Here is a 25,133-nt window from a genome sequence, read left to right as displayed (position 1 = left end):
GGATACCTATGAATACCCGTCACTCATCAATGCAGCGGCTGCGCAAAGTGGCCGTCTCCGGTTTGCTGGCCGCTCTCCTTCTGGTCGGCTGTGGAGGCGAGAAGCCGGAAGCCATGCTCGCATCGGCCAAGCAGTACCTCGCCAAGAACGACCCCAAGGCGGCCACCATCCAGCTGAAGAATGCTTTGCAGCAAAAACCGGATCTGGCCGAAGCGCGTTTTCTGCTGGGCAAGGCGCTGCTTGAGGCCGGTGATGCGACCGGCGCCGAGGTTGAGCTGCGCAAGGCGCAGGGCTACAAATACCCTGCCGACGAGGTGACGCCGCTACTCGCGCGCAGCTTGCTGGCGCTGGGGCAGGCGGACAAAGTGACTAGCGAAATGGCCAGCGCCGAACTGTCCACGGCGCAGGCCAAGGCCGACCTGCAGACTTCGCTGGCGATGGCTTACCTGATGCAGAACAAGCCGGCGCAGGCCGAGGCCGCTTTTGCGGCTGCCGTGGCCGCGCAAGCGGGCTACCCCCCGGCATTGCTCGGCCAGGCCAGGCTGAAAGCAAGCCAGGGTGATCTGCCGGCGGCGATGGCGCTGGTTGATGCGGCCATCGCGACATCGCCGGAACTCTATGACGCCTGGCAGCTGAAGGGAGATCTCTTGTCCAACCAGGGTGATGCAGCCGCTGCGATGCTGGCGTATCGGAAGACAATGGAATTGCGTCCGACCTACCTGCCGGCGCATGCGGCGGTCATCCGGCAACTCCTGGCGGAGGGCAAGCTCGATGAGGCTGCCCAACAATTGGCGGTGATGAAGGGCATCGCTCCGGGTCAGCCGCAGACGATCTATCTGGAGGCCTTGCTGGCCTACCAGACGAAAGACTTTCCGGCGGCCAGAGAATTCATTCTGGAGCTGTTGAAGCGTACGCCGGACAACCCCCTTGGCTTGCAGCTGGCGGGCCTTATCGAATATGAGCTGAAGGCCTATCCGCAGGCCGAGAGCTACCTGCTCAAGGCGCTTCCGAACACGTCTGAGCTTGGTATTGCACGGCGCGTCCTGATTGCTAGCTACCTGCGTAGCTCGCAGCCTGGCAAAGCGCTGAGTGTGCTCACGCCGGTGCTCGACAAGATCGAAAACGATTCGAACATGCTGGCGCTGGCCGGCCAGGTCTACATTCAGAACGGCGATATCGAGAAAGGGGGCGAGTACTTTGCGAAGGCTGCCGCCCTTGACCCGCAGAACGCTGGCAAGCGAACCTCTCTGGCGATGGTCAGTCTGGCGAAAGGTGAAAGCGAGGTGGCTTTACGCGACCTCGAGAAGGTCGCCGCCGCCGACCCCGGCAACCGCGCCGACCTGGCGCTGATTGCCGCCCACCTGCAGCGTCGTGAATTCGACGCGGCGCTGCAGGCCGTCGCCAGCCTGGAGAAGAAGCAGGCCGATGACCCGCTGGTGCATAATTTGCGCGGCACGGCGCTACTCGGCAAGCGCGATCTCTCTGGCGCGCGGGCGAGTTTCGAGAAGGCACTGGCTTTGAGCCCGACCTATTATCCGGCGGCGGCCAACCTGGCCAATCTGGATATCGTCGAGAAAAAGCCTGCCGACGCCAGGCAGCGTTTCGAGACCCTGCTGGCCAACGATCCGAAGAGCATGCAGGCTCTCCTGGCGCTCGCCCAGCTACGCGCCAAGGAAGGCGGTACGACCGAGGAAGTGGCCGTCCTGATCAACCGGGCGGTGACCGCCAACCCGAGCGAGCCGACTCCGCGGCTGGCGTTGATCGGCCTGTATCTTGGCAAGAACGACACCAAAAGCGCGCTTTCCGCGGCCCAGGAAGCGGTCGCAGCCATGCCGGACGAGGCCGCGATTCTGGACGCTGCCGGGCGTGCCCAGCAGGCAGCCGGAGAGTATAACCAGGCGCTGGCCACCTACGGCAAGCTGGCTACGCTCAAGCCCGATCTCCCCTTGCCCTATCTACGCATGGCCGAGGTCGAAGTCGCGGCAAAGAACAAGGAGGCGGCTTTGCAGAGCCTGCACAAGGCGTTGAAGGTCATGCCCGATTCGCTCGATGCACAGCGCGGAATCATCATGCTCGAACTTGATGCCGGTCGCGTGACGGAAGCGGTCGCCGTCGCACGGGCAGTCCAGAAGCAGCGTCCAAAGGAGGCGGTCGGCTACGTTTTCGAGGGCGATCTCCATGCCACCAAGCGCTCCTGGTCCGATGCTGTAACCGCCTACCGTGCCGGGCTCAAACAGGTCCCTGCGGCGACCGAGTTAGCCATCAAACTGTACGCGACCTTGTCCGTGAGTGGCAATGTTGCCGAAGCCGACCGCTTTGCTCAGACCTGGCTGAAGGATCACCCCAAGGATGCCCGCTTCAGCCTTTACCAGGCCGAGAGTGCGACCGCGCGCAAGGACTTTGCCGCAGCGGCCAAGCTCTATCGGCCCTTGCTTGAGGCGCAGCCGGATAACGCCGCGCTACTCAACAACTTCGCCTGGGTGGCAGGTCAGTTGAAGGATCCGAAAGCCATCGAATATGCCGAGAAAGCCAACAAGTTGGCACCAAACCAGCCCGCCGTAATGGATACTCTCGGTGTCTTGCTGGTAGATCAGGGTGACCAGGGTAACCAGGCACGTGGGCTGGCGCTGCTCAAGGAGGCGGTGGCACTGGCCCCGCAGCAGGCCATGATTCGTCTCAACTATGCCAAGGCGCTGATCAAGACCGGACAGAAAACCGAAGCCCGGAGCGAACTTGACGAGCTTGCCAAGTTGGGCGACAAATTTGCGGCGCAGGCCGAAGTCACTGCGTTGCTCAAGGGGCTCTGAGCACAAACGTTTGCCAATGAATAATAGCGAGAGGACAAAAAGTAAATGACTACTGTTGCTGTGGTTGGTTTGGGTTATGTGGGTTTGCCGCTGGCCGTCGAGTTTGGCAAGAAGAGGCGAACCATCGGTTTCGACCTCTCAGTCAGCAAGATTGCCCATTATCGGCAGCACTTTGACCCGACCGGCGAGGTCAGCACCGCCGATCTCAAGGCCGCTTCGCACCTGGAAGTGGGAACCGATCCGGCGGCATTGGCGGATGCGGATTTCGTGATTGTCGCCGTGCCGACGCCGGTGGACGATGCCCATCGGCCGGATTTCGGGCCCTTGATCGGCTCTTCCGAAGCGGTCGGCAGGAACCTGAAGCGCGGTGCGACGGTCGTCTTCGAGTCGACCGTCTACCCCGGCGCGACCGAGGAAGTCTGCATTCCGATCATCGAGAAGTTCTCCGGAATGAAGTGGAAAGAAGACTTCTTCGTTGGCTATTCGCCCGAGCGGATCAACCCCGGCGACAAGGAGCGGACGCTCACGAAAATCGTCAAGGTAGTTTCCGGCGACACGCCGGAAACCCTTGAACGGGTCACCGCGGTCTATTCGGAAATCATCACGGCGGGCGTCTTTCCGGCCTCCAGCATCAAGGTGGCCGAGGCTGCCAAGGTCATCGAGAATACCCAGCGCGATCTCAATATTGCCCTGATGAACGAGCTGGCGATCATTTTCGATCGCGTCGGCATCGATACCCTGGAAGTGCTTGAAGCGGCCGGCAGCAAGTGGAACTTCCTGCCTTTCCGTCCTGGTCTGGTCGGCGGCCACTGTATCGGTGTCGATCCCTATTACCTGACGCATAAGGCCGAGATGCTCGGTTATCACCCGCAGGTGATCAACGCCGGGCGGCGCATCAACGACGGCATGGGCAAGTTCATTGCCGAGCAGACGATCAAGCACATGATTCGCAACGGCCTGCCGGTCAAGGGTGCGCCGATCATTGTTCTGGGCCTGACCTTCAAGGAGGACTGCCCGGATCTGAGAAACTCGCACGTCATTGATGTCATCCGCGAGCTCGAGTCCTACGGGGCACAGGTGCTGGTGCACGAACCGGTTGCCGATGCCGATGAAGCGCGTCACGAGTACGGTGTCGAGTTGACGCCCTGGGAGCAATTGCCCAAAGCAGCGGCGATTGTCGCTGCCGTCGCGCACCGCGAGTTCAAGCAGCGGCCACTGGCCGAGATTGCCGGCAAGCTGCAGAAAGGTGGTGTCCTGACGGATGTCAAGAGCATGTTCAGCGCGGCGGAACTGGTTGCCCACGGGGTGACCGTGTGGCGCCTGTGATGTCTGCTTCACCGACCACCCTGGCAGCACTTGAGCAGCGCCTGCTGGCCCAGCCGGCGCGCTGGCTGGTGACCGGTAGCGCTGGTTTCATTGGCTCGCACCTGGTCGAGACATTGCTTCGGCTCGGGCAGACGGTCGTTGGTCTCGATAACTTTGCGACCGGGTATCGTCGCAACATCGATGAAGTGCGGTCGCTGCTTACGCCCGAGCAGTGGCAAGGTCATCGTTTCATCGAAGCCGACATCTGTGATTCCGACGCCTGCCGCGAGGCATGCAGCGGTGTTGACTATGTTCTTCATCAGGCGGCGCTGGGTTCGGTCCCACGCTCGCTGGCCAATCCGCAGGCCACCAACGCTACCAACATCGACGGCTTTCTCAACATGCTGGTTGCCGCTCGCGACGCGGGCGTCAAGCGCTTTGTCTATGCCGCCTCGAGTTCGACCTATGGTGATCATCAGGCGCTGCCCAAAGTGGAAGACACGATCGGGCGGCCGCTGTCGCCGTATGCGGTCACCAAGTTGGTCAATGAGCTCTACGCGGAGGTCTTCGGGCGCTGCTACGGTATCCCGTCAGTCGGTCTGCGCTATTTCAACGTCTTCGGTGCGCGCCAGGATCCGGAGGGTGCCTACGCAGCGGTCATTCCCCGCTGGGCGCGTGCCCTACTGCTTGGTGAACTGGTGACGATCAATGGTGACGGGGAGACCAGCCGCGATTTCTGTTTCGTGGACAACGCCGTGCAGGCCAATCTGCTGGCCGCGATGAGCGACGATCCGGCGGCCCTCAATCAGGTCTATAACGTCGCCGTCGATGATCGCACGACGCTGAATCGGCTCTTCGAAATCCTCCGCGATGCGCTTGCCGACATTCGCCCAGACGTACGCCAGGTGCAAGCGGTGTACACGGATTTTAGAGCCGGCGACGTGCGCCATTCTCAGGCCGATATCGGCAAAGCCAGGCGCTTGCTCGGCTATTCGCCCAGTCACTCGCTGCTGGCGGGGGTGCAAGTGGCGATGCCGTGGTATGTGTCACGTTTCGCACGGCCGGGAGGCGGCACGTGATGCAAGCCCTCGCTGTCCTCTCTTCGCTGCTGCGCCGTGGCGCCATGGCCTTCGCCTGCGCGCTGCTGGCGCTCGCCGTGGCAGCGACCGCGACCGCGGCGGAGACGGCAGATAAGGCAGCTAAGGCCGATAGCGCACAGCGGCTGGCGATGCGTAGCGAGGCGCTGAGTTACGAGCACGGTGAAGGGGTGCCCAAAGACCCGCTGCGAGCGGCGCGACTGTATTGTCAAGCGGCGCTGCTCGGCGACGCAGAGGCGCAGTTCAATCTCGGCTGGATGTACGCCAATGGCCGCGGGGTCGAGCGCGATGATACGCGCGCAGCGTACTTTTTTGGGCTGGCGGCAAAGCAGGGGCATGCACAGTCGCAGAAGATGTTGCGTTTCGTCGGAGAGCCCGGTCCGAAGCTGCCCGAATGTATGCTTCCGACGGTTCTTGCCGACGACGGCCGTGATGTCCTGGTCGCCCGCAGCGAAGCTCAGGAAGTCGTTTTCGGTCTGGTCAGGCAGCTGGCGCCCGAGTATGGCGTCAGTCCGCGCCTGGCCCTGGCCGTGATCCGTACCGAGTCCAACTTCAATTCGCAGGCGCTCTCCAACAAAAATGCACAGGGCCTGATGCAGCTGATTCCCGATACCTCGGCGCGCTTCAACGTCAAGCAACCCTTCGATCCGGAGCAGAACCTGCGTGGCGGTCTCGCCTATCTGCGCTGGTTGCTGGCCTATTTTGAAGGCGACGTCAGCCTCGTTGCGGCGGCCTACAATGCCGGCGAGGGGGCGGTCAATCGTTACCGCGGCGTACCTCCGTACGCCGAGACGCGCGGCTACGTGAAGCGCATCATTGGCCTTTTTCAGCGCGAGGCGCATCCTTACGACGCCCGAGTGACGACACCTTCGCCAGCGTTGTCGCTGATCCGCCTGACCCAGGGCAGCTAGGAAAGCGGCGCGCCAAGTAGCGGCGAAAAGCTGCGCACTGAAAGTGGTGGGGGGGCGGTCATGACTTTCACGATCTCGGGTAGCTCGACAGCTCGTGACCGTCAGCCGAATCACTTCCTCCGTCACCCTGCGATTGATGTTCGCCAAAGGAACAAGATGAGCTTCTGGTCCCGAATTCATTCTTTCCTGAGCAAGGGCTACGGCAGCTTGCCGGGCAGTCCGCAGCGTGCAGGCCAGGCGCTGGCGCCCTTGTTGCGCGGCTGCCGTGCCGGGTCGCTGGCCGGCTTGCTGCTCGTCGCCGCGCCGGTGGCGGCGGACCTGCCCGACGTGATCGATCGCGTAAAACCTTCGATCGTCGTTGTCGGCACCTATCAGCTGACGCGCAGCCCGCAGTTCGTGATGCGTGGAACCGGTTTCGTCGTTGGCGACGGCCGTCATATCGCGACCAATTCGCACGTCCTGCCGGACAAGATCAACGAGGCGGCAGGCGAGCGCCTGGTGATCATGGCGCGTCCGGCGGGCTCGTCACTGCAGCGGCGCGAAGCCACCTCGGTGGCGGTCGACCACGCTCACGATCTCGCTCTGCTGCGGGTTGACGGCCCGAGCATGCCGGCGCTGACGGTGCACGACTCCGCGCGGGTGCGCGAGGGGCAGTCCGTGGCGTTTACCGGCTTTCCGATTGGTGCCGTGCTCGGACTGTCGCCGGTGACCCACCGGGGCATCATTGCGTCGATCACACCGATCGTTCTGCCCAGCTCGAACGCCCGCAATCTCAATGCCAAAGTCATTGCCCGCTTGCGGAGTGGCAGCTTCGACATTTACCAGCTCGACGCTACGGCCTATCCCGGCAACAGCGGCGGCCCTCTCTACGAGGTGAGCCGTGGCGAAGTGGTCGGGATCATCAACATGGTCTTCGTCAAGGAGAGCAAGGAATCGACGCTGAGCAAACCATCCGGGATCAGCTTTGCCATTCCCTCTGAGTACCTGAGCGACTTGATGCGCGACGCGAATCTGTAGTCGGGGAGTGGTCAGGAAGCAGTATTCAGTATTCGCTCTGCGGGTGCCAGCTTCTGGTAGCATGCAGCGCTGCTTTCGATGATCCGCGCATGACCGCCTTGCTTTCCGAAGTTTTCTCTGCCAATGGCCCGCTGGCCAGCGGTGTTCCCGGCTATCGGCTGCGCACTCAGCAGCTCGAACTGGCCGAGCGCATTGCCGCCGCGATGGCCGACAACAGCGTGCTGATCGCCGAAGCGGGCACCGGCACGGGCAAGACGTATGCCTATCTGGTTCCGGCGCTGCTCTCGGGTGGTAAGGTGATCGTTTCGACCGGCACCAAGAACCTGCAGGATCAGCTCTTCTCGCGCGACATTCCGACTATCCGCCAGGTGCTCAAGGCGCCGGTTCGGGTGGCGCTGCTCAAGGGCCGCGCCAACTACCTCTGTCACTATCATCTCGAGCGCGCGCTGGCCGACGGTCGTTTCCTTTCCCGCGACGATGCCGCCTACGCGCGACATATCGCGCGTTTCGCCAAGCAGACGCGCACTGGCGACAAGGCCGATTGCGCCGACGTGCCGGAGAACGCCTCGGTGTGGGGCATGGTCACCTCGACGCGCGATAACTGCCTCGGCCAGGACTGCCCGCAGCACAAGGAGTGCTTTGTTCTGGCGGCACGCCGCGAAGCGCTGGCCGCCGATCTGGTAGTGGTCAATCATCACCTGTTCTTTGCCGACGTGATGTTGCGCGACGAAGGGACGGCTGAACTGCTGCCAGCGTGCAACGCGGTGATTTTCGACGAAGCGCATCAATTACCGGAAGTCGCCAGCCTGTTTTTCGGCGAGAGCGTGTCGACGGCGCAGCTCGGCGAGCTGCTTCGCGATACCCAGATCGCCGCGCTGGCGTCGGCGCGCGATTGCCTAGACCTGCCGAAGCTGTGTGCCAGCCTCGAAAAAGCCGTGCGCGATCTGCGCCTGACGCTACCGGTCGAGCCGGCGCGTTTCGCGCTTTTGCAACTCGAGGGAAGGGAGGGGTTCGCGAGCGGCGTCAGCAGCGTGCTCAGCGAGCTTGAAGCGCTGGCCGGCTTGCTGGAAACGCAGGCACAGCGCTCGGAGGGCCTCGACAGCTGTTGGCGACGTGCCGGCGACTTGCTCCTGCGCCTACGTAATTGGCAGAACGGTGCGAATGCCGACTTCGTGCGCTGGGGGGAGACGCATACCCACAGCCTGCAGCTCAACGCGACGCCGTTGGTGATCGCCGAGATCATGCAGAAGCAGATGAGCGGTCATCCACGGGCCTGGATTTTCACCTCGGCGACGCTCGCCGTGCAGGAGGATTTCGGCCACTACTGCGCCGAGATGGGGCTTGTCGACGCCAGCTCGGCGCGTTGGGAGAGCCCTTTCGACTATCCCAATCAGGCCTTGCTGTACGTGCCGAAAGGACTTCCCGAACCGAACAGCCAGGGCTACACCGAAGCGGTGGTGAAGGCTGCTTTTCCCTTGCTCAAGGCCAGCCACGGCCGCGCCTTCTTTTTGTGCACCTCGCTGCGCGCGATGCGCCGCACGCACGAACTGCTCGGCGAAGCGCTCGAGCGGGCCGGCCTCGATTTGCCCTTGCTGCTACAGGGTGAGCGCAGCAAGAATGAGCTGCTCGAACGTTTTCGCCGCCTTGGCAACGCCATCCTGATCGCCAGCCAGAGTTTCTGGGAAGGCGTCGATGTGCGCGGCGAAGCCTTGTCGCTGGTGGTCATCGACAAGCTGCCCTTCGCGCCCCCTGACGATCCGGTGCTCTCGGCGCGTATCGAGCGCATGCGGAGCGCCGGTCGCAATGCCTTCATGGAGTATCAATTGCCGCGCACGGTGATCAATGTCAAGCAGGGCGCCGGGCGTCTGATTCGTGACGAGAGTGACCGCGGGGTGTTGATGATCTGTGACCCGCGGCTGATCAGCAAACCCTACGGCAAGCGCATCTGGCGCAGCCTGCCACCGATGAAGCGCAGTCGCGATGTCGAGGAGGCGCTGGCTTTCTTCGCAGCGCCAAACGCGCCGGGGCGTGGATGACGGCGATGATTGATACGGCCGCTCGCGGCGAGAGGGCCGAAGCCCTGCCGCCGGCACTTGCCGAACTGATGCCGGCCGACTGCGCCGCCGCAGCCGAGTGGCTCAATCGCGGCTGCGCCTGTGTTTCCGTCGATCACCCGTCGCTGAAGCAGGCACTCGAAGAAGGCCAGGGACGCGTCTCACACGCCGAGCTCCTGGCGACGCGGCCACACCTCTTTTCGGACAGCGTCGTCTTTGTCAGCGAAGTGCATCTGTTGCGCATGGCGCAGACCATCGCCGCCCTGGAGCGGGTGCTGGTGCTGCCGGCGTATCGCCAGCGGGTGCTGGCCTACGCCCCGGCAATCGCCCGCCATTCGCCTGCTGCCGCCGGCGTTTTCCTGGGTTACGATTTCCACCTCGGGCCGCAGGGTCCGCAGCTGATCGAGATCAATTCGAATGCCGGCGGGGCGTTGCTCAACGCCCGCCTGTTGCGCGCCCAGCGCGCTTGCTGCACGCCGGTGGCGAAAATGATGCCCGCGCCGCGTGCGCTAGAGGCCGCTTTCGTACGTATGTTTCGCGACGAGTGGCGCCTCGCGCAGCTGGCGCGGGTGGCCCAGGGACAAACTCAAGAGCAGCCGCTGACGCGCATCGCGATTGTCGATAGCCGGCCCGGCGAGCAGTTTCTGGCGCCCGAGTTTGAACTCTTCCGCGAGTTGTTCGAAACGCATGGCATTGCGGCGATGGTGGCCGACCCGGATGAGCTGGCATTCGACGGCGAGCGCCTGACTTGTCGTGGCGAGACGGTCGACCTGGTTTACAACCGGCTCACCGACTTCGCCCTCGCCGAGCCGCAGCATGCGGCCCTGCGTGCCGCCTATGTGGCCGACGCGGTGGTACTCACTCCGCATCCGCAGATGCACGCGCTCTACGCCGACAAGCGCAATCTGGTGGCTCTCGGTGACCAGCAGTGGCTGGCGCAGATTGGCGTCGGCGAGCAGGATCGGCGGCTTCTGGCGAGCAACATTCCGCGCACCGAGGAAGTGCTGCCGGCCGCGGCGGATACCTTCTGGAACAGTCGCAAGCAGTGGTTCTTCAAGCCGGCAGCCGGTTTTGGCAGCAAGGCGGCCTACCGTGGCGACAAGATCACCCGCCGCGTCTTCGCCGAGATCGCGCGTGGCGGCTACGTCGCCCAGGCACTGGTCGTACCCTCCGAGCGCCATCTGCTGGTCGATGGCGTCGGGCAGGACTTCAAACTGGACCTGCGCAACTACGTCTACCGGGGCGAGGTGCAACTGCTCTCGGCGCGGCTCTACCGGGGTCAGACGACCAATTTCCGAACGCCGGGTGGTGGCTTTGCGGCGGTGCTGCCGGTGTCCTGTCAGGATTCTTCAGGCGGCTGTCGATGAAAGTTTTCGGGGTCGCCGGCTATTCCGGTTCCGGCAAGACGACGCTGCTCGAGAAACTGCTGCCGGCGATCATCGCGCAGGACCTGCGGGTCTCGGTGATCAAGCATACGCACCACAATTTCGATATCGATCGTCCAGGCAAGGACTCTTTTCGCCACCGCCAGGCGGGGGCTGGCGAAGTGCTGCTGGCAAGCGCTTCGCGCTGGGTGCTGATGAACGAGTTGCGCGGCGCTCCCGAGCCGTCATTGGCCGACTATCTGGCCCGTTTTTCGCCCTGTGATCTGGTGCTTGTCGAGGGCTTCAAGGACGAGGTCGTGCCGACGCTGGAAGTCTACCGGCCGGCCAACGGCAAGCCGCCGCTGTGGCCGGAGCGTCGCCAAATCGTCGCCGTGGCCTCCGACGAGCCCCTGCCGAAGGACTTTCCCGCCACTCTGATGGCGCTGGACTTGAACGATACCGCGGCCATCGTCCGCTATATTTTCGACACCCTCAATCTAAAAGTCGCGCACGCGACTCACGAACCTCCCTTCTCCTTGCGGGAGAAGGGCCGGGGGAAGAGGGGGACGGTCATGACTTTCATGATCTGGAGTATCTCGACTGGCATGACGCTTCAACTGAGTTCCCTTCCACTAAGACGATTTCTGTCAAAGAACATACCATCTTGCTTGTCTTTTCGCCCGTCTTCTGTGTTGCGACAACAGTTACATAGTTCGACTATGCGCCTGTTGTCGCGCCTTGAAGCCGACCGAAAATCCGGCACAATCTGGTACGTTCTTTTCCGGCAATCGCCTAAGGTCCATTTCACTGAGGGAAACCCGCGATGCTGACCTTTGATCAGGCGCTGTCACAGCTGCTGGTGGAAGCCTGCGCTGTTTCCGAAACGAGTTCCGTGCCGACACTGGCCGCCGCCGGGCGCGTGCTGGCGCAGCTGCAGCGGGCGCCGATCGATGCGCCGCCGCTCGACAATTCGGCCATGGACGGCTATGCCGTCGCCGTCGCCGATGTTCGCAGCGTGCCGGCGCGTCTGCCGGTGGCGCAGCGTATCCCGGCCGGCAGCGTCGGTACTCCGCTGCAACCGGGAACGGCCGCCCGGATTTTCACCGGCGCAGCGATCCCGGCCGGCGCCGACGCGGTGGTGATGCAGGAGCTTTGCGAACACGCGACCGGGGAAGTGACGATCAATCATCGGCCGGAAGTGGGCGAGCACATCCGCCGTGCCGGCAGCGACATCGCCGCCGGCAGCGAGATACTCGCCGCCGGGCAGCGCCTGCGGCCCCAGGACACCGCGCTGGCGGCGTCGGTGGGGATTGCTTCCTTGCCTGTCTTGCGGCGTTTGCGGGTCGCCGTCTTTTTTACCGGCGACGAACTGCGCATGCCTGGCGAGGCGCTGCAGGCAGGGGCGATCTACAACGCCAATCGTTTCTTGTTGAGCGCTCTGCTGGAGCGTCTGGGCTGCGAGCTGCGCGACCATGGGCAAGTGCCCGACGATCTTGCCGCGACACGCCAGGCCTTGCGTGCTGCGGCGCAGGACAGCGATCTGATTCTCACCTCGGGCGGCGTTTCCGTCGGCGAGGAGGACCACGTCAAGGCCGCCGTCGAAGCCGAAGGGCGGCTCGAGATGTGGAAAATCGCCATCAAGCCGGGCAAGCCACTGGCCTTCGGTCAGATCGCCGCGCCTGGGCGTGAGGTGGCTTTCATCGGCCTGCCGGGAAACCCGGTGTCCAGCTTCGTTACCTTTCTGATGCTGGTGCGCCCCTTCCTGCTCCGGATGCAGGGTGTGCGCCGCACGGAGCCGCTGAGTTTCTGGCTGCGTGCCGACGGCGACTGGCCACGGCCCGACGCGCGCCGCGAGTTCCTGCGCGCCAGGATCAATGCCGATGGCGGGGTGGCGCTCTTTGCCAACCAGGGCTCGGGCGTGCTGACTTCGGCGGTGTGGGGCGACGGCCTGGTGGATAACCCGCCGCAGCAGGCGATACGACGGGGTGAGATGGTGCGCTTCCTGCCGTTTTCCGAACTGCTCGGCTGAGCCAATCAAGGCGGCTGGGGAGAGGGCGAGCATGCTGAAAATTCTCTACTTTGCCGGGCTGCGCGAGCGACTTGGACAGGGCAGCGAGGAACTTGAGCTGCCGGCCGGGGTGAGCGATGTCGCGGCTTTGCGCGACTTGTTGGCCGCCCGCGGCGGCGCCTGGGAAAGCTTGCTGACGCTGCGGAACCTGCGCTATGCGGTCAATCAGCAGATGGCACGGCTCGACTCGCCCGTGCAGGCGGGTGATGAGGTTGCTTTCTTCCCGCCGGTGACCGGTGGCTGAGTTGCGCGTCCGCGTTCAGGAAGCCGATTTCGACGTCGGCGTTGAGCTGGCTGCCCTGCGCCAGGGGAATCCGCAGATCGGTGCCGTGGCCTCCTTTGTCGGCCTGGTGCGCGCTAACAACGACGGGGCCGGCGTTTCCGAGATGAGCCTCGAGCACTATCCGGGGATGACCGAGAAAGCGCTTGGCGAGATCGTCGAAGAGGCCTGCCGGCGCTGGGCGATTATCGATGCGCTGGTGATTCACCGCGTCGGTCGCCTCTTGCCGAGCGATCAGATCGTCCTGGTTGCGGTGGCTGGCGGGCATCGCGGCGAAGCCTTTGCCGCCTGCGAGTTCATCATGGACTATCTCAAGACGCGCGCACCGTTCTGGAAGCGCGAAGTCACACCGAGCGGCGCGCGCTGGGTAGACGCCCGCGACGCCGATGACCAGGCGGCCGAACGCTGGCAGGAGCCAGGCACCGCCTGACTGAGCAGCGCGCAGCGTTCCTCACCCGCCGTCATTGCGAGGAGGCGCAGCCGACGCGGCAATCCAGTTTCATCCTCTCGCTGTTTTCCGCTGCATACCGCACTCCCGACGAGCGGTTCAGCAAGCCTGACAGTCGTGCAACGCGTGCAAGAAATAAGCCATCGAGTCAGTCTTGGCGTTGACTTAGCCCGGCATGCCCCCACTTGTAGCGCATGAACATAAACCTCCGAAGGAGTGCGGCATGCGTTTCGACAAACTGACGACCAAGTTCCAGCAGGCGCTGGCCGATGCCCAGAGTCTGGCGGTCGGCCACGACAACCAGCTGATCGAGCCACAGCACCTGTTGCTGGCCCTGTTGCAGCAGGACGACGGCGCGACATCGCCCTTGCTGGCGCGCGCCGGCGTCAATGTGGCGTCGCTGAAAGCGGCGCTCGTGCACGCGATCAGTCGCCTGCCGAAAGTAGAAGGGCACGGCGGTGAGGTACAGATCGGTCGCGATCTCGGCAATCTGCTCAATGTCGCCGACAAGGAGGCGCAGAAACGCGGCGACCAGTTCATTGCTTCGGAGATGCTCCTGCTCGCGCTGTGCGATGACAAGGGGGAGTGTGCTCGCCTGGCCAAGCAGCACGGGCTGGTCAAGAAATCCCTCGAACAGGCAGTGACCTCGGTGCGCGGCGGCCAGGGTGTCGATAGTCAGGACGTCGAAGGGCAGCGCCAGTCGCTGGCCAAGTACTGCATCGATCTCACCGAACGCGCCCGTCAAGGCAAGCTCGATCCAGTGATCGGCCGCGACGACGAGATTCGCCGCGCGATCCAGATTCTCCAGCGACGCACCAAGAACAACCCGGTCCTGATCGGCGAGCCAGGCGTCGGCAAGACGGCGATCGTCGAAGGCCTGGCGCAGCGGATCGTCAATGAGGAGGTTCCGGAGACACTCAAGGGCAAGAAGGTGCTCAGCCTCGACATGGCCGCTCTGCTGGCCGGTGCCAAGTACCGCGGCGAGTTCGAGGAACGCCTGAAGGCCGTGCTCAAGGAAATCGCCCAGGAAGAAGGCCAGATCATCGTCTTTATCGACGAACTGCACACCATGGTCGGCGCCGGCAAGGCCGAGGGTGCGATCGACGCGGGCAATATGCTGAAGCCGGCGCTGGCGCGCGGCGAACTGCATTGCGTCGGCGCGACGACGCTCGACGAATACCGCAAGTACGTCGAGAAGGACGCTGCGCTCGAGCGCCGCTTCCAGAAAGTTCTGGTCGACGAGCCGAGCGTCGAGTCGACCATCGCCATTCTGCGTGGCCTGCGCGACAGATACGAGTTACACCACGGCGTCGATATCACCGATCCGGCGATTGTCGCTGCGGCCGAGCTGTCGCATCGCTACATCACCGACCGCTTCCTGCCGGACAAGGCGATCGATCTGATCGACGAGGCGGCTGCGCGGATCAGGATGGAAATCGACTCCAAACCGGAGGTCATGGACAAGCTCGACCGGCGCATGATCCAGCTCAAGATCGAGCGTGAGGCGGTGCGCAAGGAACGCGACGAAGCATCGAAGAAGCGCATGCAGCTGATCGAGGAGGAACTGCGCAAGCTCGAGCGCGAGTACAACGACCTCGATGAAGTCTGGAAGGCCGAAAAAGCGCAGGTGCAGGGCAGCGCGCACATCAAGGAAGAAATCGACAGGCTGAAACTTGAGCTGGCGGGTCTGAAGCGCGAGAGCAAGTGGGAGCAGGTTGCCGAGATCGAGTATGGCCGCCTGCGCGAGCTCGAGGCGCAATTGCTGGTTGCCGAGAAATCCACGGATGGCGCTGCCCAGCACAACAAGCTCCTGCGTACCGAAGTCGGTACCGAGGAGATCGCCGAGGTGGTTTCCCGCGCCACCGGCATTCCAGTGTCAAAAATGATGCAGGGGGAACGCGAGAAGCTGCTCCTCATGGAAGAGCGTCTGCACAAGCGGGTCGTTGGTCAGGACGAGGCGGTGCGCCTGGTGGCCAACGCCATCCGCCGTTCGCGTGCAGGCCTGGCCGATCCCAACCGTCCCTATGGATCCTTCCTCTTCCTCGGCCCGACCGGGGTCGGCAAGACGGAGCTGTGCAAGGCGCTGGCCGGCTTCCTCTTCGATTCCGACGAGCACCTGATTCGCATCGACATGAGCGAGTTCATGGAAAAACACTCGGTGTCACGGTTGATCGGCGCGCCGCCGGGCTATGTCGGCTACGAGGAGGGCGGCTACCTGACCGAAGCGGTACGGCGCAAGCCCTATTCGGTGATTCTGCTCGATGAAGTCGAGAAAGCGCACCCGGACGTCTTCAATGTCCTGCTGCAGGTCCTCGACGACGGCCGCATGACCGATGGCCATGGCCGAACGGTCGACTTCAAGAACACCGTGGTGGTCATGACTTCGAACCTCGGCAGCCAGATGATCCAGCAGATGGCCGGGGATGACTACCAGGTAATCAAGCTGGCGGTGATGGGCGAAGTGAAGTCCTATTTCCGGCCCGAGTTCATCAATCGCATCGACGAAGTCGTCGTCTTCCACGCGCTCGACGAGCAGCATATCAAGTCGATCGCCGCTATCCAGCTCGCCTATCTCGAAAAGCGCCTGGCGCTGCTCGAACTGCGCCTGCAGGTGGACGACAGCGCGCTGTCGGAGATCGCCGCCGCCGGCTTCGATCCGGTCTTTGGCGCGCGTCCGCTGAAGCGCGCGATCCAGTCGCAACTCGAGGACTCGCTCGCCAAGTCGATTCTCGAAGGGCGTTTCGTCGCCGGCGATACGATCCGTGCGTATTGCGAAAACGGCATCATGCGCTTCGACAAGGTCTAAGATACAGGCATGGCCCGCGGGGCCGAAACGGAGCGACCGATATGAACCTCGTCTATGACAGTGCGCACTACTCGATCGTCGCTTATCCTGTGCAGGAGGGCTTCGAGCTGGTCGACAAGGCGGCCAGCCGCAGCCTTTTCGTCCAGGGCTCGGTGGCCAGGGCCCTGCGCCGCACGCTCGACGAGATTCCCGACAATGAGCGCGACGAAGAATCGATCGACGCCGTGCTTGACACCTACTGCGCGGGCGCCGCCCGCGCCATCGTGCTGCACTGACGGGCTGGTCGTGCGGGCTCTGCTGACGTCCGCTTCGGGTTGCGTCGAGAGCATGGCGACTTGGCTTGCGGCGCATCGTGCGCGATGGCCCCGGATGAGCTATGCTGAACAGGTGCGTTGTACACGCTCGCAGCCCTGTTGATGCACCCGCGGACGGCGGCGCGCTGCTCGCTCGGACGGCGGCTCGGGTGGCTGCCGCACAAGTGCAGCGGAGGGTCGGCCATGATGTCTAGCGACAAGCAATACGCCAGCTGTCGAGGCGGGCGTGCCAAGGCGATCATTGTACTTTTCGCGCACTTGCTGGTCTTCACGCCAACGCCCACATGCGGTGGCGAGGCGGCCAACGGCAAAGGGCGCACCGGAGGCCATATGAAGATCGAAACGTCGCTGGCCGACGAATTGCGGGCAAACCGTGACGACTCGCGCAAGTTCTCCGTTATCGTCTCGTTCAAGGATAGTGCCAGCGTCGAATTGCTGCGCCACTTGGGAGTCGAGCCGACAGCCGTCTATCAGAGCATTGCCGCCGCCGCGGCAGCAGTCACTGCCGCCCAGATTGCGACCCTGGCTGCTGCCGGCAACGTCACGTCGATAGAACTTGATCAGCCGGCGGCAGCACTCGGGCCACGCTGAGGCGGGCTCATTGCTTTCCGTCAGGCTGGCGCCAACAGCTCACGGTCGTTGATCGGCAAGCGGCGCTGCCGCCGGCAGCAACAACCTTTCTGCCGAAGTATCCAACAGGCGGCGCGCAGCGCGAACAACCTCGCTGGCGAAGCGGGTCCGTGCTCTCTGACCTGACCACCAAGGCCCGCAGCGCGCAGCGATCCTAGATGCCTTTCTTGGCGATCACCGGTGCTGGCGTCAAGGCCAACGCTGCCCGGTCGACGTTGACCCGGCCATAACCGAAGCTGGCGTCCCAGCCCGGCGCGCCGAGATTATCGACGTAGTACGCCAGAAGGTTCCAGATCTGCTCGTTGCTGGCGAAGCGGTGGGCGCCCCACACCGCGGCAGCTGCACCGGCAACGTGCGGGCAGGCCATGCTGGTACCGCTCATCGTCCCATAAGCACCACCCCTGGTCGTCGACAGGACGTTAACTCCCGGCGCGCAGATGTCGACTTCCGGCCCACGGCTGGAAAAGCCTGCTAGGGCGTTGGCCGAATCAATCGCCGATACGGCGATCACGTTCTTGTACTTGGCCGGGTAGCCGACGCTGGCACCGGTGTTTCCGGCCGCCGCGACGACCAGCAGACCCTTGCTCCAAGCGGTATTGCAGATGTTCTGCAGGGCCGTCGACCCGCCTGACCCGCCGAGGCTCATGCTGACCACGCGCATGCCGTTCTGGATGCACCAGTCAATGCCCGAAATGATCTGGCTATACGAGCCGCTACCGCTGCTGTCCAGAACCTTGACCGCGTACAGGTAGGCGCTGGGCGCTACGCCAACGACGCCGGCACCGTTGATTGCGGCGGCAACCGTGCCCGCGCAGTGCGTGCCGTGGCCGTGATCATCCATTGGTGTGCTCGCGCCGGCAACGAAGCTGACGCCGCCGCGGTAGTTGGCTTTGAGGTCCGAGTGGTTGTAGTCGATACCGGTGTCGACCACCGCCACCCGTATTCCTTCGCCCTGCGACGACGGCCAGCCTTGCGGTGCCTTGATCTGCACAACGCCGGCCGGCACGGTTTCGGCCAGGATGCTCGGCTGGTTCTCGAATTGCAGGTGGCCGAACTGACTGCCGATCGCGTAGCACACCTGGTCTTCCTCTACCTCGGCGACGTTGCCATTTTTCGACAGTTCCTCGATCTCCGCCTTGGTCAGCCGCGCGGTGACGATCGGCGATTCGTATTGATTGACGTCGTAAGCGATCAGATCCTGGTCCATCGCCGGCACTGATGCTCCTGACGCCAGGCTCGTCGCGTCAAAAAAGTACGTCTGCATGCCTTTGGGCAATACGCTGCGCACGATGTCCACCTTGTCCGCGCTCTTGTCCGAACGCTTTTCCTTTGCCTTGAAGGTGATGATTACCGATTTCCGCTTCTCGCTCATGGCTTTTCCTTCCACTTTGCCTGTCTCGGATTCCTGGCGCTTTTCGTGCAGCCCGTGGCTGCGGCGGAAAGTGCCTCTTTCGGCCCTGGTGCCCGCTGGGGGGTGCCAGCCCGGACAAGACAGCCGAGTGGCCCTGTAGCGGAAGACCGCTAAGTGAGCATGGGGGACGATATAAGTACTCTAGGTCACAAGCGACAGAATGCAATCCTGGATCGATTGATTGATTCTATCGGCCGAATCACTCCGTTGGGAAATGTGAGTGCTCTTAGAGAGCATTCGCTGCCGCGCGCGTCAGGATGCCTACTGAACGGGCACCAGTGCCCACGGCACAGGCGGCAAGAAAAGTGGACGACGGCGAGTCGCCCCGGTCCGCGCTCGCTTGTGGAAGGACTGGCGGCTATACTCGCCGACGTGCGCTTCTGGCTGCGGTGAGCAGCCAGGGCGCGGAGCAGCAGGTGGGGAGTGGCAGAAACGCCCCACCTCCAGTGATCCAAGCATGCAAGCATTCAAGCATTCAAGCATTCGATGCCATGAACAACACCAGCGATCCGCAGTCAGCGCAAGCCGCGCATTCCGATCATTCCGCTCAGCCCTCTCGTTCGGCGAGCGGCGGCCCATGTCCCAGCTGCCACGCGCCGATGGCGGTGCAGCAGTTCAAGCGCCAGCTCAACGGCGTCGTGTCGCTCGACATCTGCTTTCCTTGCCAGGGTATCTGGTTCGACGAGTTCGAGAGCGCGCAACTCGCTCCGGCCGGCGTTCTTGAACTCTTCCGCCTGCTGCACGAACACCACGCCGACCTGCGCCAACCCTGGCGCGACGTGCTGCAATGCCCACGCTGCCGCGAACCCCTGATGCACCGGCTCGACAGCACGCGCAACGGCCGCTTCGCCTACAGCCGCTGCCCGCAGCGCCACGGTCGCTACAGCGCCTTCGCGGCGTTCATGATCGAAAAAGGCTTCGTTCGCCAACTCAACGGCGCCGAGGTCGCCGAGCTGGCGCGGCAGGTGCAGACCATCCGCTGCTCGGGTTGTGGCGCACCGGTCGATATCCGTCGCGATCACGTGTGCACGCATTGCCGTTCGCCGATCGTCATTCTTGATCCCGACGCGGTGCAGGACGCGCTCGACAACTTTGGCGCAAAAGCCAGCCGGCAGGAGCACGTGAACCCGCACGCCGTCGCCGATGCGCTGCTCGCCAACGAGCGCGCGAAGTCGCTGGCGACTCGGGAAACGCGCAAGGGTTTGCTCGAGGCAGACATTTCCGATCTGGTCGTGGGCGGTATCGAAACCGTCTGGAACCTGCTGCGGCGCTGAGCGGGTGATGGCGTGATTACGTGATTACGTGAGCGGCGAACGATGACCACTCGCCTGCAGCAGAGCCTTCGCGACCGGCTCGGGGAGCTTCACGAGCAGGAAGAACTGTGGTCGGCTTTCGCCAAAGCCTGGGCTGTGGAGTGCGAGACCGGGGTCCCGGCTGACGCTGCGGCGCTCCTGGAAGACTGTCTGGGGCAGGGCGCCTTTGATGTCCTGGGCAACATCCTGGGCCTTGCGCCAAAGCTCGGCAAACTCGCTGGCGGTCGCGCCGGGACGCCCGAAGCCCTGCAGCAGGTGGCCATCGGCATTTGCCTGGTCGCCTGCGAACGGCGGGTGCAAGAAAAGTTCGCAGCCGAAGGCATCGGCCCAGGAGGCGAAGCTGGAGCCGGAGCAGCCGACGAGATGCTGATCGCCGCCAGCGAGCAGCTGGCCGCCGCGGTGATTGCGGCCGCGTGGTGCGAAAACGGCGTCCGCATCCGTTTCGACGAGCAGACGCGAACTGCCGAAGCGATCAATGTCCTGCACGACGTGCCGCCGCTGGAACTGGATTTCCAGGGGGCACGGGAATGTGTCAAGGCAGAGCTACAGGCGATCGTCAAGACGCCGCTGGATGATCTGGGGAAGGTCGATCGACGGACGCTTCTGCAGGACGTCAAGGCCCGTGGTGTCGTTTCCGACGACGCGCTGCTCAGCCAGTTGACGCGCTACGCCCGCAAGAACGATTCGCGGCTGATGTTCGGCCTGAACGCGGCCAGCGCTCACCCGCTCGATGAAGAGGCTCTGCGCAAGGAGTTCGCGACGTACTTTGGCGTGCCCACTTTCCGCTACGGTGAGGCCATCGGGGATCGGCTGGACGAACCCGGCAGGCAGGCGTGGAAGCGAGCAAATCTACAGGCCGACCTGATGGATTATCTGTTGCCGCTTTTCGAGCGGTTGTCCGGACCAAAGGCGCAGGCCCGGTCCGGTTTGCAGGACATGCGCTTTCGGGTGGCGCTTTCGCTCGCGGGTGAACAACGCGAGTATGTTGATGAGGTCGCCTCGGACCTCGTCGAGGAATTGGGACGCGACGCCGTCTTCTACTACCCCAACTTCGAGGCACAGCTGGCAAGACCGAACGCAGACCTCCTCTTGCAGAAGATCTATCACGAGCAGGCCGATCTGGTGGTCGTCTTTCTCGGCAGGGATTACCAGGCAAAGGAATGGTGTGGTGGCGTTGAATGGCGCGTCGTGCGTGAGCTGATCAAGAAGCGTCAGGATGATCGCATCATGCCTTTCCGTTTTGACGACGAACCGGTGGATGGTCTGTTTTCCATCGACCTCGCTGCCGACTGCCGTAAGCATCCTCCCGCCAAGGCTGCCGCGCTCATCATCGCGCGCCTCGAAGAGATGCCGCCCCGGGCATAGAGATCAACCACGCCACGACATTACAGGCCGAACCAATGGAAACTGACGTCAGAGAATTGCTGAAGAACCTGAAAACGGACGCCGTCGAGCGCTTCGACGACATCGTTCATCAATGGTCGCAGAACGAAATCGACGCCCTGCATCTGGCGCTGGCGTCAGGAAGGCCGCTGCTGGTGCGCGGCGAACCGGGAACCGGCAAGACCCAGCTGGCGCTGGCGGTGGCCAGGGCCCTGGACTGGCGCCTGGAATGCGTCACGATCAGCCCTCGCTTCGAGGCGCAGGATCTCTTTTACCGCTTCGACGCCGTGCAGCGACTGGCAGATGCGCAGGCCGCCGGCGTTGCCGGCGGTGGCGTCAAGCCTGATCACTGCTACTGGCTGCCCGGACCGTTCTGGCTGGCTTTTGCCTGGGATGACGCGCTTGGGTATGGACCGCAGTCCGCCGCCGTGAAGCAGTACGTCGGCGATGGCAGCGAAGCGTCGCCGGGCAGCCACTCAGCCGGCGCACCAGCGAGCGCCGGCGCCAAACCCGCCGGGCACGTCATCCTGATCGACGAAATCGACAAGGCCGACAGCGACCTGCCGAACAGCCTGCTCGAAGTTCTCGGCAGCCGCGAGTTTCCCAACCCGGTGACGCGGCAGCCGATCAAGCCCGGCGATGGCCTGCCGCTGGTGGTGATCACCACCAACGAGGAGCGCGAATTGCCGGCGGCCTTCCTGCGCCGCTGCGTGGTACTCACCTTAGGGCCCGACGATTCGTATGCCGACTTTCTCGTCAAACGTGGGCTCGCGCACTTCGGCACCGCGGCACCATCAGCTAGGCGTTTGCACGAAACGATCCTCAGGATGGCCGCCGAGCAACTCGAGGCTGATCGGCATAACGCACGCATGGCGGGTGTTTCGCCACCGGGGCTGGCCGAATACATTGACCTGCTCACCGCTCTCGGCCGGTTGGCGCCCGGCAAGCGCGACGAGCAGAAAGAGTGGCTGGCGAGGCTGGCGCCGTACGCTTTCCTCAAGAACGGAATCATCGACGGCAGTCCGCAGTTGTCGCAGCAGCGAGCAGCCCTCGGAGCAGGGGAGCCGCCGCCGCAATGAACCGCTCGCCTTTGTTGGCGCGGGCCGATCTGTTGCGCGCGCTGTCGCTTGCCGGCGACGACGAGGAGCGACAGCGTCGCTACGCTGGCCTGCTTGCCTTCGAGCGGCAACCGGTGGTTGCAAGCGTCTCGGGCATCATTTCGCCCGTAGGCCAAGTTCGTGTCGTGGTCGGTCCTGCGCCTGCAACATCTGCCGAAGTCGAAGCAAGAGAGCCTCTGCGCGCGCCACTTTTCGCCATCACCGCCTGCCAACGTCTCGAACTGCCGGCTGAACGCGCCCGACAAGACAGATCGCAGCCCTTGACGCCCGCGCAATGCGCGCCCCGGCGCAGCGACGGCGAAGCGGCGCCCTTCGTTCCGCTGGTTCGTCACGCGCGGCTGTGGCCGGCGCTCAAGCGCTCGGCGGTCGAAACGCGCCACGCCGGGCTCGACATGCCGCGCCTGCTGCGCGAACTGTCCGACGCCCGACCGCTGCGACGCTTGCCGCGCCTTCGCCAGTCGCTGTGGGGCGGCGAACTGCTGGTCGTCTGGGATCGCGCCGCACACCTGCAGCCTTACCAGGAAGACTTCCAGGCCATCGTCACCGACCTGCTGCGCCAACGCGGTGCCGGAGGCTTTACCTTGTGGCTGGTCGACGGCAGTCCGCAGCAGGTCCGTCAGCGCTGGCCCGAGAAGCCCGCTCATGCCGGCCGGGTTTCTGCGCCTCGGCCCGAGGCCATTGCCATGCCGGCGCCGGGAACGCGGGTGCTGTTGCTCTCTGATGTCGGCGCGCTAGGCGCGCAGCCGGCGATGCACGCGTGGGCCGAATTTGCCCGCCACCTGTCGCAGCACGGCGCGCAGCCCGTCGTCTGGGCGCCGCTGGCGCCGCGACAGATCGAGGTCGAGTTGACGCGCTGGGCCGACGTCTTTTGCCTGCAGCCGGCCGGCGGTCTGCGTCGCCAGCGTGGCCGTATCGCCACTGACGAGCAGCGGCGACTCGAACGGAATCGGCTGGCAGCGCTGCGCGAGCAATTGCTGGCACGCATGGCTTTCTGCGTTCGGGCCGAACCGGCGCTGCTGCGCGCCTTGCGCGGCGTCAGCGCCGACGACGCCGCCGAACCGGCGCTTGAAGCACTGGTCTGGGCGCGCCAGCCGGTGGTCCAGGACAGTAGTGTCTCGCGTGCCGTCTCGGCGGAATATGTCGAGACCTATCGCCAGGCTTTCGCCGAACTGGCTGCCGCCGAACAACTTGCGGCGCTCGAAGTGGCGCTGCACATCCACGCCTGGCGGGGCAGGGCGACCGAAGCCGCCGAAGTCCTCATCTGGCAAGCGCACGCCCGCCCCGAGGCGCAAGACGGCTGTGCTCCCCGCATCGACGAGGCGCAGCGCTGGTTCGCCGCATTCAGCGAGCGCGCGACCAGAACTGGCTCAGTGGACCAGCAAACGCGCCAATACACGCTCGACCTGCTCGCCCGCAACGGCGCCGATCAGCGCTGGGTTGCGGCCAACTCGCAGTGGCTGTCGCCGCTGTGGCTGGCGACCGGGGAGCGCCAGTCGCCGCCGGCGCTGGGCGCTGAACACCTGGCGCAGGCGGTCGCCGCCCGCACGGACCTAACGGAAGTCGACTGCCAACTCGGCGTCAGCGACGAGGGGCTGATGCTTTGGGGTGCCGAGCGCCCGGCCGGACCCGGCCATTCCCGGCTCGGCTCGCCGCTGCAGATCAAGCGGCTGCAGGTCAGCGATGCAGGCGGCAAGTCGACGCGCCTGCTCGACCCGGCCGCTGGCGTGCAGCGGATTGCGACGGCCGAGGCCTTCGCTGGCCCGGCAGGCGCGCTGACGTTGGTCGCTGGCCGTCACCGCTACCTCGTCAGCCGTATCGAGCGCCCCGAGTGGGCGGACGAAATCGGCCGCGACGGCTTCGGGCTCTACGCCGACGTGCTGCTGCCCGTCGAACCGCGCGCTGCGCCGGACAGCCCGCCGGCGATCCTCTTCCGAATGCGCTATATCGAAGCCGGCCATTTCCTGATGGGCTCGCCGCTGTCAGAAGGAATGCGCTCGGAGAAAGAACGCCCGCAGCACGAGGTGACCCTGACGCAGGCGTTCTGGCTCGCCGACAGCACCTGTACGCAGGCGCTGTGGCAGGCGGTGATGGGCAATAACCCGAGCTCTTTCCGCGCCGGAAAAGGCGGTGGAGCGCAGCATCCGGTCGAGCAGGTGAGCTGGGACGACGTGCAACGCTTCGTGCAGCGGCTCGAAGAAGTACTATCCGGCGCTGTTGTCAGTCTGCCGAGCGAAGCTGAGTGGGAGTACGCGTGTCGCGCTGGTACTTGCACGCCATTCGCTTTCGGTGACAGCATCAGTACCGACGAAGTGAATTACGACGGTCGAGAAGCGTACGACAAGCGCGGCAGCGTTGTGTATCGAGCCGCGACCGTTCCGGTCAGGAGTCTGCCTTCCAACGCTTGGGGTCTGTACGAGATGCATGGCAACGTGTGGGAGTGGTGTGCCGCCGGGCTGTCCGACTATACCGCACGAGCCGAGACTTTTCCTCGGACGCATGAGAGAGGCTCCCGCGTTTCGCGCGGCGGCTCGTGGTATAACTTCGGCAGGGCCGCACGTTGCGCCGCCTGGCTCAGGCTAGAGTCTAGCTACTGTGACGACCACGTCGGGTTTCGGTTCGTCCTACGGTCAAGCAGTTCGGCCGGGACCAAGAAGGGGCCAGCCCCTCGGGACGGCGCCGCTGGGGTCGCTGGACGTGTGGCCCATGCCCCGGGGGCGGCTGCATGGAAGTAAGGCGGCGCGTTGCCGACGTGCTGACCCGTGCTACCCCTTTGGTGCGCCAGCCGGGTAGCACACCAAGACCATGGC

General features: G+C 64.1%; 18 protein-coding genes and 1 pseudogene. 18 read left to right on the top strand and 1 reads right to left on the bottom strand.

Translation table 11 applies throughout. The features are described 5' to 3' along the window. The first annotated feature begins 8 nt into the window (after window positions 1–8). The 14 genes and pseudogenes from prsT (at window position 9) to E4Q23_RS13430 (ending at window position 17,062) form a co-directional block, all read left to right on the top strand. Window positions 9–2,807: an XrtA/PEP-CTERM system TPR-repeat protein PrsT gene (gene prsT, locus E4Q23_RS13495; protein ID WP_169067109.1), complete on the top strand. Its 2,799-nt coding sequence runs from the start codon at window positions 9–11 to the stop codon at window positions 2,805–2,807. A 45-nt stretch (window positions 2,808–2,852) separates the two neighbouring features. Beyond that, window positions 2,853–4,133, top strand: coding sequence for a nucleotide sugar dehydrogenase (locus E4Q23_RS13490; protein ID WP_169067108.1), 1,281 nt, complete (start codon window positions 2,853–2,855; stop codon window positions 4,131–4,133). Continuing rightward, window positions 4,133–5,191 carry an SDR family oxidoreductase gene (locus E4Q23_RS13485; RefSeq protein ID WP_169067107.1) on the top strand — a complete coding sequence of 353 codons (1,059 nt, stop codon included), beginning with the start codon at window positions 4,133–4,135 and terminating at the stop codon, window positions 5,189–5,191. Before E4Q23_RS13490 ends, E4Q23_RS13485 begins: the two co-directional genes overlap by 1 nt. Continuing rightward, complete coding sequence (locus E4Q23_RS13480; protein ID WP_248595443.1) at window positions 5,191–6,120, top strand: transglycosylase SLT domain-containing protein; 930 nt, start codon at window positions 5,191–5,193, stop codon at window positions 6,118–6,120. Before E4Q23_RS13485 ends, E4Q23_RS13480 begins: the two co-directional genes overlap by 1 nt. Before the next feature lie 156 nt (window positions 6,121–6,276). Then, window positions 6,277–7,137 carry a S1C family serine protease gene (locus E4Q23_RS13475; RefSeq protein ID WP_169067106.1) on the top strand — a complete coding sequence of 287 codons (861 nt, stop codon included), beginning with the start codon at window positions 6,277–6,279 and terminating at the stop codon, window positions 7,135–7,137. 89 nt (window positions 7,138–7,226) lie between these two features. Further along, a complete protein-coding gene (locus E4Q23_RS13470) occupies window positions 7,227–9,173 on the top strand; it encodes an ATP-dependent DNA helicase (RefSeq protein WP_169067105.1) in 1,947 nt (648 codons plus the stop codon). 5 nt (window positions 9,174–9,178) lie between these two features. After that, window positions 9,179–10,558 (top strand): tubulin--tyrosine ligase family protein, encoded by a 1,380-nt coding sequence (locus tag E4Q23_RS13465; protein ID WP_248595440.1) that lies wholly within the window; start codon window positions 9,179–9,181, stop codon window positions 10,556–10,558. Beyond that, window positions 10,555–11,055, top strand: a pseudogene (gene mobB / locus E4Q23_RS23910) (molybdopterin-guanine dinucleotide biosynthesis protein B); the annotation flags it as partial. The gene E4Q23_RS13465 and the pseudogene mobB, both read left to right, overlap by 4 nt. A gap of 323 nt (window positions 11,056–11,378) precedes the next feature. Continuing rightward, entirely contained in the window at window positions 11,379–12,584 is a 1,206-nt protein-coding gene (glp, locus tag E4Q23_RS13455; protein ID WP_169067103.1) for a gephyrin-like molybdotransferase Glp, read from the top strand. 31 nt (window positions 12,585–12,615) lie between these two features. Continuing rightward, window positions 12,616–12,867: a molybdopterin converting factor subunit 1 gene (gene moaD, locus E4Q23_RS13450; RefSeq protein ID WP_169067102.1), complete on the top strand. Its 252-nt coding sequence runs from the start codon at window positions 12,616–12,618 to the stop codon at window positions 12,865–12,867. Between the two features lies 1 nt (window position 12,868). Next, a complete protein-coding gene (moaE, locus tag E4Q23_RS13445) occupies window positions 12,869–13,333 on the top strand; it encodes a molybdopterin synthase catalytic subunit MoaE (RefSeq protein WP_169067138.1) in 465 nt (154 codons plus the stop codon). Between the two features lie 241 nt (window positions 13,334–13,574). After that, the gene (clpB, locus tag E4Q23_RS13440) at window positions 13,575–16,157 is read left to right on the top strand and encodes an ATP-dependent chaperone ClpB (RefSeq protein WP_169067101.1); all 2,583 of its coding nucleotides are present in this window, start codon (window positions 13,575–13,577) and stop codon (window positions 16,155–16,157) included. 41 nt (window positions 16,158–16,198) lie between these two features. Then, complete coding sequence (locus E4Q23_RS13435) at window positions 16,199–16,432, top strand: DUF3567 family protein (RefSeq protein ID WP_169067100.1); 234 nt, start codon at window positions 16,199–16,201, stop codon at window positions 16,430–16,432. A gap of 222 nt (window positions 16,433–16,654) precedes the next feature. Further along, window positions 16,655–17,062 (top strand): hypothetical protein, encoded by a 408-nt coding sequence (locus E4Q23_RS13430; RefSeq protein WP_169067099.1) that lies wholly within the window; start codon window positions 16,655–16,657, stop codon window positions 17,060–17,062. A gap of 193 nt (window positions 17,063–17,255) precedes the next feature. Here the strand turns inward: E4Q23_RS13430 and E4Q23_RS13425 are convergent, their stop codons facing one another. After that, complete coding sequence (locus E4Q23_RS13425) at window positions 17,256–18,473, bottom strand: S8 family peptidase (RefSeq protein ID WP_169067098.1); 1,218 nt, start codon at window positions 18,471–18,473, stop codon at window positions 17,256–17,258. A gap of 530 nt (window positions 18,474–19,003) precedes the next feature. Between E4Q23_RS13425 and E4Q23_RS13420 the strand changes: the two genes are divergently transcribed. The 4 genes from E4Q23_RS13420 to E4Q23_RS13405 are packed head-to-tail and all read left to right on the top strand — an operon-like array spanning window position 19,004 to window position 25,058. After that, window positions 19,004–19,786 (top strand): zf-TFIIB domain-containing protein, encoded by a 783-nt coding sequence (locus E4Q23_RS13420; protein ID WP_169067097.1) that lies wholly within the window; start codon window positions 19,004–19,006, stop codon window positions 19,784–19,786. Window positions 19,787–19,828: 42 nt separating this feature from the next. Beyond that, window positions 19,829–21,190, top strand: a complete 1,362-nt coding sequence (locus E4Q23_RS13415; protein ID WP_169067096.1) for a TIR domain-containing protein — start codon at window positions 19,829–19,831, stop codon at window positions 21,188–21,190. A 35-nt stretch (window positions 21,191–21,225) separates the two neighbouring features. Beyond that, window positions 21,226–22,287: an AAA family ATPase gene (locus E4Q23_RS13410; protein WP_169067095.1), complete on the top strand. Its 1,062-nt coding sequence runs from the start codon at window positions 21,226–21,228 to the stop codon at window positions 22,285–22,287. Beyond that, a complete protein-coding gene (locus tag E4Q23_RS13405; protein WP_169067094.1) occupies window positions 22,284–25,058 on the top strand; it encodes a formylglycine-generating enzyme family protein in 2,775 nt (924 codons plus the stop codon). The genes E4Q23_RS13410 and E4Q23_RS13405 overlap by 4 nt, the downstream gene beginning before the upstream one ends. Window positions 25,059–25,133: the final 75 nt, after the last annotated feature.

It is taken from the genome of Candidatus Accumulibacter phosphatis, assembly GCF_012939955.1.
Taxonomy (GTDB): domain Bacteria; phylum Pseudomonadota; class Gammaproteobacteria; order Burkholderiales; family Rhodocyclaceae; genus Accumulibacter; species Accumulibacter delftensis.
This window is presented reverse-complemented; position numbering and strand designations above follow the sequence as displayed.